A 15420-nucleotide genomic window follows, 5' to 3' on the forward strand; every position below is an offset into this window, starting at 1 on the left:
TTAATCGGAAGGTATTAGGGGTTCAGGTGCGACGACTTTTCACCCTGACAGGCCTCCTCGTCGTGGTCATAGCCATCATGACAGCCTTAATGGTAAAAGGGTCGCCACGCGTGGCCAGTAAGCCTCTGAAAGCACCTGATCTAATCGGTGTTGTCGACGATTCCTTTACCGAAAAGGTGACCCAAAACGTCATGACCAATCAACAGATGGAACTGGTCGCTCTTCGTAAAGAACTGGCCAATTTAACGAAGACCTTAGCCACACTAAAAAGCGCACATGAAGAAGCCCTTGCAAGCCAGAATGAAGTCCTTCGCGGTGAGTTTAACGAACAGCTAAAGCAGGTGGCATCGATTGTGAAGGAAGAAAAAGCCAGTGCCCCAACACCTGGGATTAAAAACGCAACCCTTTGGCATGGGGCAGGCACCTCCGATGCTTATGGTTCAATGGCTCTAAGCACACCACGCATTCACATGGTGTCGTTTCGAAAACGAGCTCCTCGCTCGTCCTCACGTTTAAATCCCGCCCTCTATGTGCCGTCTAACACCTCGGTGCGGGCAGTGATTTTAGGCGGTGCTGATGCGGATGCCTCGGTCAATGGCCAGTCGAAAAACAATGGAGTCATGCTCTTTAAATTTTTAGAAGATGGTACCTTGCCCAATGGCTTGCACTCGCATTTGCGAGGCTGTCGGGTGAGTGCGAATGCCTATGGTGATATTTCTTCAGAGCGTGCTTTTGCGACCTTGTATAAGCTATCGTGCGCGCATCGCGGCCAGCCCATCATCGACAAAGAGGTCTCAGGCTGGGTCTTTTTCAATGGCAAGGTGGGCATTAAAGGGCAGCCTTTGATGCGGGATAACAAAGTCATGACCTGGGCAGGCATCAGTGGCGCGCTCTCTGGCGTTGCGCAAGCGGCCCAATACGCCCAAAGCGTGCAGCAGTTTGGCGCTTATGGTGCTTCTTCCACTGTGCCATCAAGCCACATAGCTCCCTTTGCCGCTTATGGAGGTGCTGCCAAGGCGGCTGATACCCTTTCACAATACTATGTCAAACGTGCCGAGCAGTACCACCCAGTCATTCAGGTCGGGGCAGGGAATGTGGTGACGGTGGTGTTTAAGGATGGGTTTTATTTAACGCCTGAAGGGGAGTCTCATGCCTCTCATGAAGCAAGTGTTCAACAAGCCCGTTTCAATGACGAGCCGTCCAACGATGGAAGTATCAATTTCACCGTTCCTAATGAGGTCTTAAGCCAGATTGACCGCGTGAGTACTACTCATGCACAGGGAGGGATGCAATGAGACGTTTTAAAGGTACTACTCCCCTTGTGCTAGTCATCACGTTAAGTAGTTGCGCGACGATGAATTCCGATTTCAGCTGCAACAATACAGCAAAAGACAGTTGTCTTACGATTGAGCAGGTGGATGTCCTAACTCGCTTTGCCGACGAGCCGCCTGTGACGGCTCCTAAGGCGCGCCATCGCACTCTGTATAAAGCAGACATCAATGAGCCGCTCCTATGGGTGGCACCAAGAGAGCTGGGGTAGGCTATGCAAGCGCGCATCAATCAGTTACGCGACAGGATTCGGTTGGGTCTTCACCTATTAAGCACCACCCTTGGTGAAGGCTCTGATTTAAAACCGCCTTCGTTAGTCAGTCAAGCCAATGCCGCAGCCAGTGTCGAGCTTGACCTGCCCTCCATCCAAAGCCTTTTGCCCTATGAGCGGGTTAATGAGGCGGGCTTTTTTGTCAATCGAAGCTCCTTAGGTTTTGGCCTGCAGGTAATGCCTTTGTCGGGTGCCGATGAAACCCTGATGAACACCCTTGCGTCACTCTTTAAAAACAGGCTGACTGAAGGGGTCGATTGCACGGTGCTACTCTATAAGCACCCTTGGCTTTCCGAAACGCTCTCGTCCAATTACGCCCCTTATTTTAAAGCGGGCGGTATCATGGCGGAACTTGCGGGGTTAAGCCTTCGCTATCACGACAAAGCACGCCAGGAAGGCTATCCCAACAACCTTGGCATTCCGGCGACTTTAAGTGATTACTGTTGTTTTCTTTTTGTCAGTGTCAAGTCTGACCAGGAGTCCGCTCTCACCTTATCGCGTCTTCGTGAGGATTTTGAAGCCGAGCTTAAGGTGGCCGGTCTTAATCTCGCACGTTTAAGTGAAGACGATTTTGCGACCCTTCTTCGCGCCTTACTTTCCCCTAATTTCAGTCAGGGGAGATGGCCTGCAACTGACGACGAGGGGGGCTATTTAAGCGACCGCCTCCTTGATGGGACAGCGCTCTACGAAATCGATGAGCAGGGCATTAATTTAACGCTCGCGGATAGTAAAGGGGAGCAGCAAAGCGCACGTCTGATTAATTGCGAGCTTAAGGGATTACCGAAACAGCCTTTTGCACTTTGGCAAAGCCCCGATTTATTCGCGAACCTCTTATCATTGAAGCGAGGCATTGACTGCCCTTTCCTGTTATCCCTGACAGTACGCGGCATCAATCAGGATGCGGCCAAAGCAGAAGCGAAGTCGCGTGCTAAATCACTAACCGCGAACAGCAACGCGATTCAACGCATGATGCACCCAGGAATTATTGAAGAAGCCGCTGAGTGGCGTTTTGTTCATGAACAAGCGGACAAAGGAGAGCTTCATCTCCTTCCTGTGTTTTATAACCTGACGCTTTATACAACCCGAGAGCGGGAACGTGAGCAAGTCGCGAAAGCGATAGGATGCTATGAAAGCTCAGGATTTAAACTTGTCCAAAGCCGCTTATGCCAATGGCCGCGCTTTTTAACAAGCCTTCCTTTTCTAAGCCAGGAAGGACTTTTTAAAAGCCTTGAGCAGCTAGGTCTTACCAAGCGTCTGACGCATTGGAATGTGGCTAACCTTCTGCCGGTGGTCGCTGACTCCAAGGGTTCAGCGGAGGGGCTTTTGCTGCCAACCTGCCGTAACCAGATTTTCTTCTTAAATACCTTTGATGATCGCACTCGCGCCATCTCAAATTACAATCAGCTGACTGTGGCAGGAAGCGGGGCGGGTAAAAGTTTTTTTCAGCAGGCACAGATTTTAGATGGTCTTGCGCGTGGTGAGCAGATTTTTGTGATTGATTTAGGCGACTCTTACAAGCATCTTTGTGAGCTGGTAGGGGGTACTTATCTCGATGCGGCGTCGTTAAGCCTTAACCCTTTTACGCTGTTTGATTTCGAAGGCTCCGTAGAAGTTGACGGCAATATGATAAGTAACTGCATTCAAATCAGAGACTTACTCGCTATCATGGCCTCCCCTGATGCACCGGTGAGTCCGGTACAGAAAAAATGGCTGCTGCAGGCAGTGAGAACCTGCTGGAAAGCCAAAGGTCGTGCCTCGACGATGGACGACATCCTCACGACGTTAAGAGGTATGCTGCCTGATTCAGACCATGATGTTCGTTTAAAAGACCTGTTGCTGTTACTGGACGACTACGGGGCTGAAGGTCTTTATGGAGCGCTTTTTAATGCTGAAACACCGCTTTTAACGGACTCAAGGTTTGTGGTGCTGGAAATGGGTGGTTTAAAAGACAACCCAGAACTATTAAAAATCGTTCTTTATGTGATGATAGTCATCATTCAGGGGCAGTTCTACCAGTCAGACCGCCGAAAACGCAAACGCTGCGTCATTGATGAGGCATGGCAGTTTCTCGCCAAAGGTGCAAATCCAGTCCAGGCGGATTTCATTGCTCACGGTTTTCGAACCGCACGAAAATACAATGCCGGCTTTACCGTTGTTACCCAAATTCAGGAGGATACGGATGATACCCCTCAGGCACGCGCTGTCGCTGCCTGCTCTGATACCAAAATCATTATGCGCCAGGAAAATCTGGCGGGCTTCATTGCCAGTCACCCTAAACTATTAAATCCTTTGCAACAGGAGCTTTTGCAATCTTTTGGCAAAGCGAAGCTTCAAGGTTTTTCCAATCTCATGATTTGCTCAGGCAATCACACCACCTTTCATCGCTTCTTCTGCGACCCCTTCTCACGCGTTCTTTTTTCGACCTCAGGGGATGAATTCGGTGCCATTGAAGCGCTGCTGAAAGAAGGCGTGCCATTGACTGACGCTGTAGCTCGCGTCACGCAACACTATTATCCGGAGCACGTATGACGACTATTAATGCAGTCTTTTCTGTAGCGGCGTTAGCACTGATGGCAGTTCTCTTTTGGATACGAGAGGAAAGGGTTGCTGTCTTTGATAAAAAGGCGTTAACAAAACACTTCATTACCCAGCTTGCAGAACACCGTGTGAAGGATGAAAAAATTAGCGAAACAACACTGAAATTCAAGCGAGCCTTGCGGGAAAGCCTGGATTTTTACCGCGCATCTCATCCTCATCAATTAGTGCTTAGGAAAGAGGCGGTCGCCTTTGGTGGTGCTGATATCACGGACACCATTGCGGGAAGGGTGGCTCAAACCATGAAGCGTGCATCATGAAAGAACTGGCATTAACCATGATGCTTTGCCTTTCGGCAGGCCTTCTTCAGGCGAAATCCTTTGGGATTTATGGCGCTGTCTTCCCCATTGCTGAGGAGAGTTTTTTGCACCTGATTGAATCACGCCTTAAGAAACTCGTGGCCACAGGGGAATGGGATTCCTTTAATCAACAGTGGCGGGCAGAAGTAAGCCGCCAGGTGCTTAAGCCCACCCCTTTAAACCTTCCGCGCGCACAAAAAACACGCATTCATCACTGGCGGCCTGCGCTTCGCTTAACCCAACCCATCAGGGATTTATCAGGCCGGCTTATCTATCCTGCCGGCACCACCGTGAATGCCTTAAAGGAATTACCGGCTTATCAACCCTGCTGGCTTTTTTTCAACAACGAGGATGTTGTACAGCGGCGCTGGGCACTTAAGGTCATGCCCACCTGCACTAACCCCAAACTGATATTAACCGGTGGGGCGATTGATGAGGCGGAGTCCATTTTTAAGACGGCAATTTATTTTGACCAGGCGGGACGGATTACCACAAAACTTAGCATTCAGTCAGTTCCTGCCAAAGTCACGCGAGACGGCAATGACCTTTTGATTGAAGAGTTCGCCATTCAAGGAGGCCTTTGATGCGCGCTAAACTACTCCTCATTCTGCTGTCTTTGCTGCCGCTGGTCAGTCACGGCTTAAACTGCAGCGGCCATTTCGTCAATCCCATCACCGATGTCTGTTGGCGCTGTCTCTTTCCCTTATCCATTGGGGCGGCCAAAGTCGTGCACTCCTCCCTTCCTGATACGGACAATGCTAAAAGTCCTTTAGGCAGTTGCCCGACCAAATTAGGGGTTAAAATCGGGCTTAACATCGGTTTTTGGGAACCAATGGCACTCACTGATGTGACCGACACCCCTTATTGCTTCGTCAATTTAGGCGGCCATCGGCTCAACTTAGGTTTAAAACAAGGGAGGGGAGGTCGCCAGGTTGCCTTAAGTGGTGCGCAAACCCGCGCCTTTTTCCATGTCCACTGGTATAAGTACCCGCTGATTAACTGGCTGAATCTCATCACCTCTGCCGGCTGCATGGAAGCAGGCGATTTTGACATTGCTTATCTTACCGAACTTGACCCCACCTGGCGTGATTCCGAGATGAGTTTTGTCTTAAGCCCTGAATCAGTCCTTTTTGGTAATCCGGTGGCGCAAGGTTCCTGTGCTGCAGACGCGCTATCCTCAACGCTCACCAAAAAACCGCAGGATACCCTCTTTTGGTGTGCTGGTAGCCAGGGCAGTATTTTCCCCTTAACCGGACAAGTGAATGCGCCCTTATCCCCCGTACAAACCGCCCTTTTACTGACGGAGCGGCTCAACTTTAAATTGCATCGGGAAGCACTCATCAGCGACTCAAGTCCTGAAGTAGGCTCAATCTGCACCCCAAAGCATATTCCGGTCACGCCTAAATCACGCTACCGCTACGAGATGGTCAATCAGGTTGCTGATGGCAGGCATTGCTACCCGTCAGGGTTTTCAACGCTCGCCTGGGAAGCCGGAAAAATCAAACCGCAAACGCCTGACCAGTATGGGTTTTTGGTGTGGCGCAAACGAAACTGTGTGTGGTGGTGAACATGAGAAAAGTAATCCTGCTCGCAACACTCCTTTTCACTGGGCAATTGACTTATGCCTTGGAAGTGATGGTATGCGTGAGTTTTTCGATGCCCCAAACCCTGCTTGAAGCGACACTTAAAGAGGCCGCTGATTATCAAATTCCCGTGGTTTTAAATGGGCTCATTGACAATTCTATGGCTAAAACCGCTGAGAGGCTCATGACCTTAAGTCGCGACATCCCCAATTTGACTTTGCAGATTGACCCCACCGCCTTTGAGCGCTTTGGTATCCAACAGGTACCGGCACTGGTGGTGGCCGAAGGACATCGTTTTGATGTGCTCTATGGCAATTTAAGGCTTAAAGAGGGGCTTTATCGATTAGTGGAAGGGGATGCGGGATTAACCAACGCCTTCGTGAGGAGTCTCACTCATGATTAAATCCCTGGTGATGATTGTTAATCTGTTGTGGGCAGCTGGCGTCTTTTGCGCGCCGCAAACGGGAAATGACGTACTTAATGCCATGAGCCGTTTTAATCCCGCCACGGTGATTGAGGGTTACAGCCCTAATCCTAAAGAAACCAATCTAGCCTCGCAAGACAAAGAGGGATTGCAGGCCGAAGCACTTAAGCGGGTAAAAGAGAATGAGACAGCCACCTTCATCCGCAATCAGGCTAAAGCACGCGCCAGAGTTCGCCCCAATCCTAACGCATCGGAGTTGCAATACGCTGAAACCTTGCTCGAAAAGGGAGCGGTGGAGCTTGATGGCCGCTGTTACGAAGTGCCGGCGACTTGTAGGGGAGAACAAGAAAGCAAGACCTGCCAGGAACAACGGCTCTGGCAGACTAAAGCCTGCGGCAAAACCCTTGAAATCCGTTTTAAACCGGTCACCCAAACCATTGAACGCTTGGCAACGGGCAGCAGCAACGAGCCTTATCTCCTGCACTTGACCACGTGTGACCCGTATCACCCCTGCAGCTTGAGCCAACAAATCCAGTTAAGCCTAAATTGCCACCGCTTAAGTCTTGCGGTCAGCGATAATGGCGCGCCTGTTAAAATCGTTCAGGCACCGACTTGTGCGAATCCTGTAGCAACCCTTGCGATGACTGCTAACGGCGCTTATGGCGAGTACATCAAGACCCTCAAAGTAACCCTCACCCAATGGCTGCCCGAAGACCACTGGGTTCCTGAAAACTGCTATAGCTTGCAGCAAAAACTGAGTAGCAACCAATGTATGATGGAGCCAGGGGAAGCTTGTATTGACGCGAATCAAAGCAAGGTCATTGAGGGCTATCCTCTTAAGCGTGCCTGCTGGGGCATTAAAAACACCTACCACTGTCAAGGGGAGCTCAAAAGCGGGTGCAAAACGTTGATGTCAGCAGGCTGCAGCCAGACAAATTCCCTCTGCATGCATGACACGTCAGGGTTTTGCGATGCCTGGCAGCAAACCTTTGCTTGCGCAAAGCCCTGTAGCAAGACGCGCCTCATCTGCCCTGGAAAACCTCATTGCGCCGATGGCGCGTGCGATAACACGGTTTTGGAACAATCCAATGATATTCAGGAAGGCCTTTCAAGCCTTGCAGTCCTTGCGGCAAGTGCGGGCGGTATTGCAGAAACAGCCGCCACAGGAAAGCCCAATGCCTTTGCGGGCAAGTCGTTAACCTGCAAAAAAACCATTGCAGGGGTTCGGGATTGCTGTCGCGATAGCGGCTGGGGGGATTGGGTGGTTCATTGTCCTGCATCCATGCAGGAATTAATCAAGGCACGTCATGAGAATCGCGCAATCTATTTAGGTCATTACAAAGACGGGCTTGAAAAAATCCACGTCTATTGTGTCTTTCCAAGTCTGATTGCTGCCATTGTGCAACGTGAGGGCAGGGGCGGGCAGCTGAAGCTAAGTTTTGGCACGGCCAAAACCCCGGATTGCCGCGGGATTAGTCCGGAGGAGCTAGCCGCAATCCGTTTTGACGCCCTTAACTTCTCCCCATTAACTGATGAGATTCAATCAAGAATGCGATTGCCTGATGAGAGCATCAGTAGTGAACGCTTAAAATCGGCTATTGAAGCGCAATACAGGGAGAAATCCCATGATTAAGCCCTTGATTATGATTCTGCTAGGGCTTCTAACCCTTACGGCATATGCCTCTGAACGTCCGGTCGGTTTCCTCTGGTATAGCCTGCCTAAAGAGGAAAGCCCGCAAATGGAAGCCAAACCACAGGGAAAACCTTTTAACCAACTTAGTTTCAGTGAACGCGATGCCGTGTTGCATTTCTATACCATGGAAGCGCTTCATAAAGCGCGCCAGACGAAAAAAGTGGAGGACATGCGCGCCTTTTTAAGTCTTCAGGATTACTGGCTTGCAGAGTCCTCACGTTTCAAAGCCTTGTTTCAGAAAACCCTGTTAGCCTATCCGCAATACGACTACACCGTGACCCATCCGGTGAGTCAGGCAGGTGTCCGATTAACCGACGCACGTCGTGAACGTCTTCATCTTAAGCGCCTAAAACAGCTTGCCAACACGCAGGGGTTTTTATTTTTCTATCGGGGTCAGAGTGCTTATGACTTAAAGCAAATCCCAATCCTTCTTGATTTCTGCAAGACCCATCAATTTAGCCTCATTCCCGTGAGTGTGGATGGCGTAAAAGCCGCAAGTCTTCCCGACACACGCCTTGATAGAGGGCAGGCCAATCGGCTTGGTGTGCGCTACTTTCCAGCGTTGTTGCTGGCCAATCCTAAAACCGGGAAAACCCAACCAGTAGCCTTTGGCCTTCTAACCCAGGATGTGCTCATTGCCCGGATTAACCAGGTGGCCACCCATTTTAATGGAGACGATGAATGACGCGATTGATTGCATTAATGCTGATTCTGATGAGCTTAACAGTACAAGCAACCGAGCCTTTTTTTAAAACCCATGGCCTTGTTTTTTTCTATGGCAGCGAATGCCCGCATTGTCAGCGCTTTGCACCCATTGTTCGCCGCTATGCGGATGAGAATCAAGTGGCGGTTCTTCCTTTAAGCCTGGATGACAAGGCCTTACCTGACTTTGATGATTTTCTGCCCGCAACCTCCGAGTGGCTGACAGCCGCTTTTAGAGACAAGCCAATTGAGTACCCAGCGCTTTTTGTGGTCAATCCAAAAACGAAAGCCCTTTATCCGGTGAGTATAGGGGCTATGGAGGCTTATGAGCTCAATGCCCGCATGGAGACTTTAATTTCTCGCATAAACGCCTACGAAGCGCAAGGGGAATCCTTATGAGGAGACTTCTTTTAGCAGCACTACTTATAAGCCAAACAAGTGTTTATGCCGGCATTGAAAGTGATTTAAACCATTTTTTTGATGGCGTTGGGATGGCCTCCAACGTGACCTCACCCGCTGCCTTTGAATCCCAGGCGGCCGGTTTTTTTGGGGCAGGTTCCCTCTATGCAAGAGGGGCAGTGCGCCAGTACCAGCTGGTTCAGCTTGATTTACCCTCCTATCGTTCAGGCTGTGGCGGTATTGATTTGCATTTGGGTTCCTTAAGTTTTTTAAGCGAGCAGAAACTGGTTGATTTAGGGAAAGCGGTGATGACCAATACCGGTGCTTATGCCGTTGACGTGATGCTGGCTTCCACCGTGCCTGAATTAAAGCAGGTGCGCGATTATTTACAACAACTGCAACAGATGGCTAATCAGGCGAGTATTAACTCCTGCCAGCTCTCGCAAAACTTAGTTGGCGGTGTGTATCCCAAAACCGCTGAAAGCCAGCAGAAAATCTGTAAAGACCAGGCATCACAAGGAAAAGAGGGGCTTTTCTCCGATTACGTTAAGGCACGTAATGCCTGTGCCGGTTCTGGGTTTCATCAGGTAATGGACAAGGCTGAAAAAGACCCTGAGCGTCAAAAGCAGGTGGTGATTAATAAAAACATCGTCTGGTCGATTCTTAAGGAGAAATCCTTCTTAAGCCTGGATGCGGAACTCGCTGAGATGGTGATGAGTTTAACAGGTACGCTCATTATCGACAGGGAGGGCAAGGTGACTCACGTTCCCTCCCTTGCCACAAGCCCACAGTTCATTCAAACGCTTTTAACCGGCGGGCAAGGGGCTAAGCGCTGGCAATGTGATGAGAAAACGAAGTGCCTTAAGGTCAAACTGGTCGATTTTACCCTGCCTGAAAGTGCCACATTGGTCTTTAAAGTCCGCGCCATGATTGAGCGAGTCAATGCAGCGATTGTCGCAGATACTCTCGATGATAAAGGCATTCAGGGCATTTTGGCGAATTTTACCCTGCCAGTATTGAAGTTTTTAACCGTTCTTCATACGAGTGAATACGCCTCCCTCTCGGTGGATATGGAAGAGTATGCAGGGCTAATTGCCCATGACCTTCTTACTCATTATTTAAACGGTCTTTTAAGTGAGGTGGCGGCAGCGAGTGCAGGGTCAGAAATGAATGAGAGCCTGCTCCATCTCATTGAAAAACGAATCAGGGAGGCCAAAGGGGAGGTCATGGCGTTAAACCCACGCGTAAGCCACCTCTTTGCTGAAAAAATGGCGCTGATTGAAAACATTGCCCGTATTGAAAAACAGGTGGCAGCCACCATGGCCACCAGTTGATTTAAACCCAAACCTTAAGGAGAAAAAATATGAAAAAAATAACAGGCCTTCCCGCCAATCAGCTAAAGGAGCTCGTGCTTGACCACTTGCAGGGGGAAGCGCTTGATGTCACACGCCTGCGTCTGGAATTTATCGTATCAAAGCAGGGTAGGAGTGCTCGCGACCTCTTTGAGTCGGTTGATGTGACGATGGACGACCCCTTTATCATCGCGATTATGGACAGCCAGTGTCTTTCTGAGACTAAAAAGCACTTGCTCTCCAAGGAGGCTTTAACCCTTCATGAGTTGCTGGATTGGATGGCAGACCCCTATATGGATGTGCTCTTGCAATGCATTAACGCAGTCCATCCATCTAAACGAGGCAAGGTCTTGCTCGCAGGATTAAGCTTCACAGCGCTCTTTGGAGCTGGCTTTCAGCAAGGGTTTTTTAAGGGGATGGAGGCTGCCTTAAGGCGCTTCGGGGCGCTTTTGCTTAGAGATACGCTGCCCGTGGTTAGCCGCTTTAAAAACTGGCCGTTAGTCAGTGCATTAATTGAGGGTGTGAGTTTTATCACGGCCTTAGGAAAAACAACGCGCTTAAATCTGGCGCAACGTCTCTTTAAAACGGGGCTATCCGCACTCACTATCACCGGGTTTACCCTCTGGGCAATGGCTGGCAGCTTAACCTTTTTGTCCGCCGGTTGTCTCATGACGGTGGCAGGATTAAAACTTATCCAGGCCTGCCTCTCACTCGCCTTAGAGCAGAAACCGGTTGCCACCCCAGCCAGCTGGCAGGCTAAAGCCGCAAGTTTGCGTCAATCCTGGGTGTTAGCTGATTTAAAAACAGACTTAAAGAGGCAGTTATTTCACACGTTGGTGACTGGTGCCTCCCTTGCCCTGATGCTGACAAACCCTGCCTTCACCCTTCCAGGCCTTATTCTTTTGACCTTAGGACCGCTCACTGATTGGCTGGTAGGCCAATCGCTTAAATCGGCAAGTCTTAGCACGCTGCAGACAAGCCTTCGCGCCATTGACCTTATCCCTGAGGCTCACCTTTGCCCATCGACAAAACCCCAGGCTTTAGCCCTGTTACAGGGCTTAAATGAGTTAGGCCTCAGTAAGGATAAAGTCAGCCACCGTGAGCAGGCGGTCAGTGAGCGTGAAGACATGATAGGCGCTACCCTTCATGCCTTAAGCACAGGTACTAAGCTTCCACGGGTGGCAGTCAATGAAGACATAGAGTCTCAGCTGCCGAAGAATCTTGCAGCCAACGATGAAATGATTGGACAGGACAACCTGCAGGTTATGAAGGTTTGATGATAACGGAGGACGCGCTGCTAATGCCGTCCTCCACACAACAGGAAAATCCATGAGCGAACCCATCACCATCCATGTCCTGGCAGCAGGCGATCTGTTTGAGCATGTACTAACTGCAATGGCCGCTTTTACTAATCAGCAGAGTTTTGCTAGCCTTTTGCGGTTAACGGCTTTAATTGGCATAGTTATGGCCGCCGCAGGCTTTTTAAAAAGTCGCGACCCCTTTGTTTTTGCCCGCTGGTTTTTAGGTTACATGCTGATGGTACATGGCGTGCTGTTACCGAAAACCACAGTCATGATTGATGATGTTACCGCGCAAAATCCAAAGGTTGTTGATCATGTACCGGTGGTCTTTGCCTTATCGGCCAGTCTTTTAACCACGGTGGGGCTCGGATTGGCACAGATCTATGATTCGCTGCTTTATATTCCCCCGCCGAGTGTCCCTGACGAGAAAAGCATGCCCTATCCTGAGGACCTGCTTTATACTCAGACCGGTATGCTCTTTGGCTCACGTCTGGTGCAGGCAGCAAAGGATTTTCGCATCACAGACCCAATGCTTAAAGAAGAGATGAATGCCTATTTCAGGAGCTGTGTAGTGGGTGATATCCGCATCAACCAGAAATACTCGGTGGCTGAATTAACGAACAGCCCTAATATCTGGGCATTGATTTCAGCGAAAGGCTCTCCTCTAAGACGCGTCAAAGTCAATGGCCAGCCTGTTTCCTGTCTTGAGGCTTCCAAAGCAGAAGGTGAATACAGCCTTAAACAGAAGCTTGATGCAGAAATTAAAAAAGCCTATACGTTTTTTGGCATTAATTTCTTTGGAAAACCGGCCAACACGACTTACGAATCCCTCTTTAAAACCCATCTGCAATCCGCCTTTAATTACTATCAGGGGCTAAGTAACGATGCCAGCGATATTTTTCTACAGAGCATGATGATTAATGCCATGCGCGATGGCCATGCCGGCTATCAGACTTTTACCGATTCTACCGCGGGACTTATTAACCAGCAGTACACGAAAGCACAGGTGCAACACCGCTTCAGCTGGGAAGTCTTAGGCCAGAAGGCGCTGTGGATTTTACCCATTACCCATACCTGCTTAACGTTGCTTCTTTTTGGTCTTTTTCCGCTGGTGCTTGTTCTTGCCACATTGCCTCAGGGAATGCGCATTGTTACAGGCTATCTGCAGTTTTTTCTGTCTCTGCAGTTCTGGCCGGTTCTTTTCGCAATTTTAAACGTCGGAATGACCATGTGGGGTGCGCATTCAACCTCGCAATATGGCAGCTTTACCATGGTCAACCTCGACAAAATCGATGAGTTGCATGCCGACATCAGCGGGGTCTGCGGTTATCTTATGATGATGATTCCCTTTTTATCGCATGGCTTGGTGTCTAATTTAGGCGGCGCTTTCTCAAACCTTGCCACCAGCATGATGAGCCACATGCAGGGTTCCAGCATGTCCGTGGCAGGGGAAGCCGCAAGTGCATCTTTTAGTCTTGGGCAAACGAGCTTCTACAATACCTCTGCCAATAATTTCTCGGCCAACAAGCATGATTCCAACTGGACGAATCTGCATGGCATGCGTACTTCACAAACTTCTTCAGGGGTCTTGAAAACCATCACCGGAAGTGGCGAGGCAGTCTTTGATGCGAGTCCTGCGATGTCCAGAGGGGCTTTATCCATCAATACCTCGGATGGTTTAAATGCCTCGCTTAATGAGGCCTATGAGCAATCGACACAGGCCGCACGAAGCCAGGGCGCCCAACTTCATCAGGCGCTTTCCACTGCGAGCCATCGCTTGATGCAGTTATCCAGTCTGTCAGTGCACGATTTTCGTTTAGGAGCGGGGGTTTCTGACAGTGAATCTGGCCAGTATTCCAAAGCGCTATCCACCATCAATCACATTGCCTCGGATGTGGCAGCACGGATGGGGGTTTCCAAAGAAGATGCCGTGACTCACCTCACCAATTTTGGCTTAAGCGCCCAAGCCTCCATGGATACCCGTCATAGCATTGGCGGTAAAATTGCCCACTGGGGCTTAGGCATTAGTGCCAAAGGAGATACCCACCTTAAATTTGACCGCTCAACTTCCGCCAGTGACCGTTATCACAGCGGTAGTGATGGCTCAATCTCTGCGCGCGAATCTCGTGATTTTAATGACGCGTTTAATACCGTGAAGCAGTTTACCCAAAGCCATCATTTTGATGATTCCCATTCCAAGGCGGCCTCGCTATCTAATCAGCTGGGTGCTGATTTGCGACAGGCTGATACTGCAAGCCACAACCTTGATGCAAGTCTTGCTCGCGCCTCGCGCGTCAGTGAAGCGAAAGCTTTCGTAGAGACGCATAGTACCCAAATCAATACTGATTTAAATCAGGCCTTTCCTGCTTTTGTGGCGTCACAAATTGGGGAGCAGGCACGGGATGCCCTGTTCTCTAAACCTGGTGATTTACAGGCATTAAATCGTCTGCAGCATTTAGGAGAGCAGTTTATTGTCGACAGGCGTGATGCACTGATTAATGAATTTGGTACAAAGGGTGCTCAGGAAAAAGTCAATGACTTTTATCAGCGCTCAAGCGCTGACATTGAACAAAAAGGGGCGTTCATTACAAAGGATTTTAATCGTAACAGTGAGGAGATTGCCCGCGGCGGTAAAGAAAAAGGGGTTGGCTTTGATAAGCATGAAGCCGATATACTGCAAGCCGGCATCCATAATCGGATGCACGCGGTAAATCATCAAATAAAAGACGGTGAAGCCTTGATTAAGACCGATCGCCATGATCTAATGGGGGATCATGCTAAAAACGTTGTGGAAGGGAAAGATCTGGCACAACGCAATACCGCTCTGCCCGAAAAGCTGAATCTTCCCAAACGGTTGTTTGAACTTCACAAAGATAAGGGAGAATAAAGTGAACTCTCAAGAACTAAGATCAGCGATCCAGGATGATATCCGCAACATTAAAAATATTTCGCCAGACATTATTCCAGGTCGTGTTTATTATGGTCAATTAGCTAAACTGGGATTTGGCTTTTATTGGAAAATCCTGTTGATTGTCTCATTGGCTTTGACTTACTCCTTTAATTATAATTCCGATTATCTTCGCCCACCGCTTCCAACAATACTTGATTCAGCGTTTAGCGCTCTTATTATTGGCAGTATTGCAAGCCTCATCATGACTTTTCTACTTATCAATCCCCTGAATATGCTGGTTCTCTTTCGCTTTCATTTAGAGAAAAAACTAAAAACGGGAGGATTACTGATCAAAAAATTTAAATTGATTGGAATAGTGTATTTATCGGTATTAACCTTTTTCTGTCTGCTTTTTGGTTTTTTTGCAAAACCTGAAGTCATGATTGGTATGCTCCTTTTCGCCTTTGTTTTAAGCGGACTAGCTACTTCATTCTTTATTAAGCTCGAATTAAATCGCATCGGTTTAAGCACGGTATATGACGTTATCAACGAATTTGTGAATAAAAGTAACCACCTTTGACC

Annotated in this window: 14 protein-coding genes; all 14 read left to right on the forward strand. The window is 49.2% G+C overall.

Features of this window, described 5'->3' with window-relative positions; translation table 11 throughout:
• Positions 1–26: 26 nt before the first annotated feature.
• From DYC89_RS03545 to DYC89_RS03610, 14 genes are read left to right on the forward strand one after another with little or no spacing between them, the layout of a single operon-like run.
• A complete protein-coding gene (locus tag DYC89_RS03545; RefSeq protein ID WP_245953942.1) occupies positions 27–1295 on the forward strand; it encodes a TrbI/VirB10 family protein in 1269 nt (422 codons plus the stop codon).
• Positions 1292–1540, forward strand: coding sequence for a TraV family lipoprotein (locus DYC89_RS16670; RefSeq protein WP_115220528.1), 249 nt, complete (start codon positions 1292–1294; stop codon positions 1538–1540). The genes DYC89_RS03545 and DYC89_RS16670 overlap by 4 nt, the downstream gene beginning before the upstream one ends.
• Positions 1541–1582: 42 nt before the next feature.
• A complete protein-coding gene (traC, locus tag DYC89_RS03555) occupies positions 1583–4129 on the forward strand; it encodes a type IV secretion system protein TraC (RefSeq protein WP_245953943.1) in 2547 nt (848 codons plus the stop codon).
• Positions 4126–4455 carry a TrbI F-type domain-containing protein gene (locus tag DYC89_RS03560; protein ID WP_115220530.1) on the forward strand — a complete coding sequence of 110 codons (330 nt, stop codon included), beginning with the start codon at positions 4126–4128 and terminating at the stop codon, positions 4453–4455. Before traC ends, DYC89_RS03560 begins: the two co-directional genes overlap by 4 nt.
• Positions 4452–5078 carry a type-F conjugative transfer system protein TraW gene (gene traW / locus DYC89_RS03565; protein ID WP_115220531.1) on the forward strand — a complete coding sequence of 209 codons (627 nt, stop codon included), beginning with the start codon at positions 4452–4454 and terminating at the stop codon, positions 5076–5078. Before DYC89_RS03560 ends, traW begins: the two co-directional genes overlap by 4 nt.
• Positions 5078–6061 (forward strand): conjugal transfer pilus assembly protein TraU, encoded by a 984-nt coding sequence (traU, locus tag DYC89_RS03570; RefSeq protein WP_115220532.1) that lies wholly within the window; start codon positions 5078–5080, stop codon positions 6059–6061. The genes traW and traU overlap by 1 nt, the downstream gene beginning before the upstream one ends.
• A 2-nt stretch (positions 6062–6063) precedes the next feature.
• Positions 6064–6480 (forward strand): type-F conjugative transfer system pilin assembly protein TrbC, encoded by a 417-nt coding sequence (gene trbC, locus DYC89_RS03575; RefSeq protein ID WP_115220533.1) that lies wholly within the window; start codon positions 6064–6066, stop codon positions 6478–6480.
• Positions 6473–8134, forward strand: coding sequence for a conjugal transfer protein TraN (gene traN / locus DYC89_RS03580; RefSeq protein WP_115220534.1), 1662 nt, complete (start codon positions 6473–6475; stop codon positions 8132–8134). Before trbC ends, traN begins: the two co-directional genes overlap by 8 nt.
• Entirely contained in the window at positions 8100–8879 is a 780-nt protein-coding gene (traF, locus tag DYC89_RS03585) for a type-F conjugative transfer system pilin assembly protein TraF (protein ID WP_245953944.1), read from the forward strand. The genes traN and traF (DYC89_RS03585) overlap by 35 nt, the downstream gene beginning before the upstream one ends.
• Positions 8876–9295 carry a conjugal transfer protein TraF gene (traF, locus tag DYC89_RS03590; protein ID WP_115220536.1) on the forward strand — a complete coding sequence of 140 codons (420 nt, stop codon included), beginning with the start codon at positions 8876–8878 and terminating at the stop codon, positions 9293–9295. Before traF (DYC89_RS03585) ends, traF (DYC89_RS03590) begins: the two co-directional genes overlap by 4 nt.
• The gene (locus DYC89_RS03595) at positions 9292–10629 is read left to right on the forward strand and encodes a conjugal transfer protein TraH (RefSeq protein WP_115220537.1); all 1338 of its coding nucleotides are present in this window, start codon (positions 9292–9294) and stop codon (positions 10627–10629) included. The genes traF (DYC89_RS03590) and DYC89_RS03595 overlap by 4 nt, the downstream gene beginning before the upstream one ends.
• A gap of 29 nt (positions 10630–10658) precedes the next feature.
• Positions 10659–11924 carry a hypothetical protein gene (locus tag DYC89_RS03600; protein WP_115220538.1) on the forward strand — a complete coding sequence of 422 codons (1266 nt, stop codon included), beginning with the start codon at positions 10659–10661 and terminating at the stop codon, positions 11922–11924.
• 52 nt (positions 11925–11976) lie between these two features.
• A complete protein-coding gene (gene traG, locus DYC89_RS03605; protein WP_115220539.1) occupies positions 11977–14835 on the forward strand; it encodes a conjugal transfer mating-pair stabilization protein TraG in 2859 nt (952 codons plus the stop codon).
• A gap of 1 nt (position 14836) precedes the next feature.
• Entirely contained in the window at positions 14837–15418 is a 582-nt protein-coding gene (locus DYC89_RS03610; RefSeq protein WP_115220540.1) for a hypothetical protein, read from the forward strand.
• Positions 15419–15420: the final 2 nt, after the last annotated feature.

The sequence above is a fragment of the Legionella donaldsonii genome, from assembly GCF_900452385.1.
Lineage (GTDB): Bacteria > Pseudomonadota > Gammaproteobacteria > Legionellales > Legionellaceae > Tatlockia > Tatlockia donaldsonii.

Excerpts from the sequence above, each read along its gene's own strand:
- DYC89_RS16670 (WP_115220528.1), top strand. The coding sequence starts at position 1,292 with ATGAGACGTTTTAAAGGTACTACTCCCCTTGTGCTAGTCATCACGTTA.
- DYC89_RS03560 (WP_115220530.1), top strand. The coding sequence starts at position 4,126 with ATGACGACTATTAATGCAGTCTTTTCTGTAGCGGCGTTAGCACTGATG.
- traW (WP_115220531.1), top strand. The coding sequence starts at position 4,452 with ATGAAAGAACTGGCATTAACCATGATGCTTTGCCTTTCGGCAGGCCTT.
- traU (WP_115220532.1), top strand. The coding sequence starts at position 5,078 with ATGCGCGCTAAACTACTCCTCATTCTGCTGTCTTTGCTGCCGCTGGTC.
- trbC (WP_115220533.1), top strand. The coding sequence starts at position 6,064 with ATGAGAAAAGTAATCCTGCTCGCAACACTCCTTTTCACTGGGCAATTG.
- traN (WP_115220534.1), top strand. The coding sequence starts at position 6,473 with ATGATTAAATCCCTGGTGATGATTGTTAATCTGTTGTGGGCAGCTGGC.
- traF (WP_115220536.1), top strand. The coding sequence starts at position 8,876 with ATGACGCGATTGATTGCATTAATGCTGATTCTGATGAGCTTAACAGTA.
- DYC89_RS03595 (WP_115220537.1), top strand. The coding sequence starts at position 9,292 with ATGAGGAGACTTCTTTTAGCAGCACTACTTATAAGCCAAACAAGTGTT.
- DYC89_RS03600 (WP_115220538.1), top strand. The coding sequence starts at position 10,659 with ATGAAAAAAATAACAGGCCTTCCCGCCAATCAGCTAAAGGAGCTCGTG.
- traG (WP_115220539.1), top strand. The coding sequence starts at position 11,977 with ATGAGCGAACCCATCACCATCCATGTCCTGGCAGCAGGCGATCTGTTT.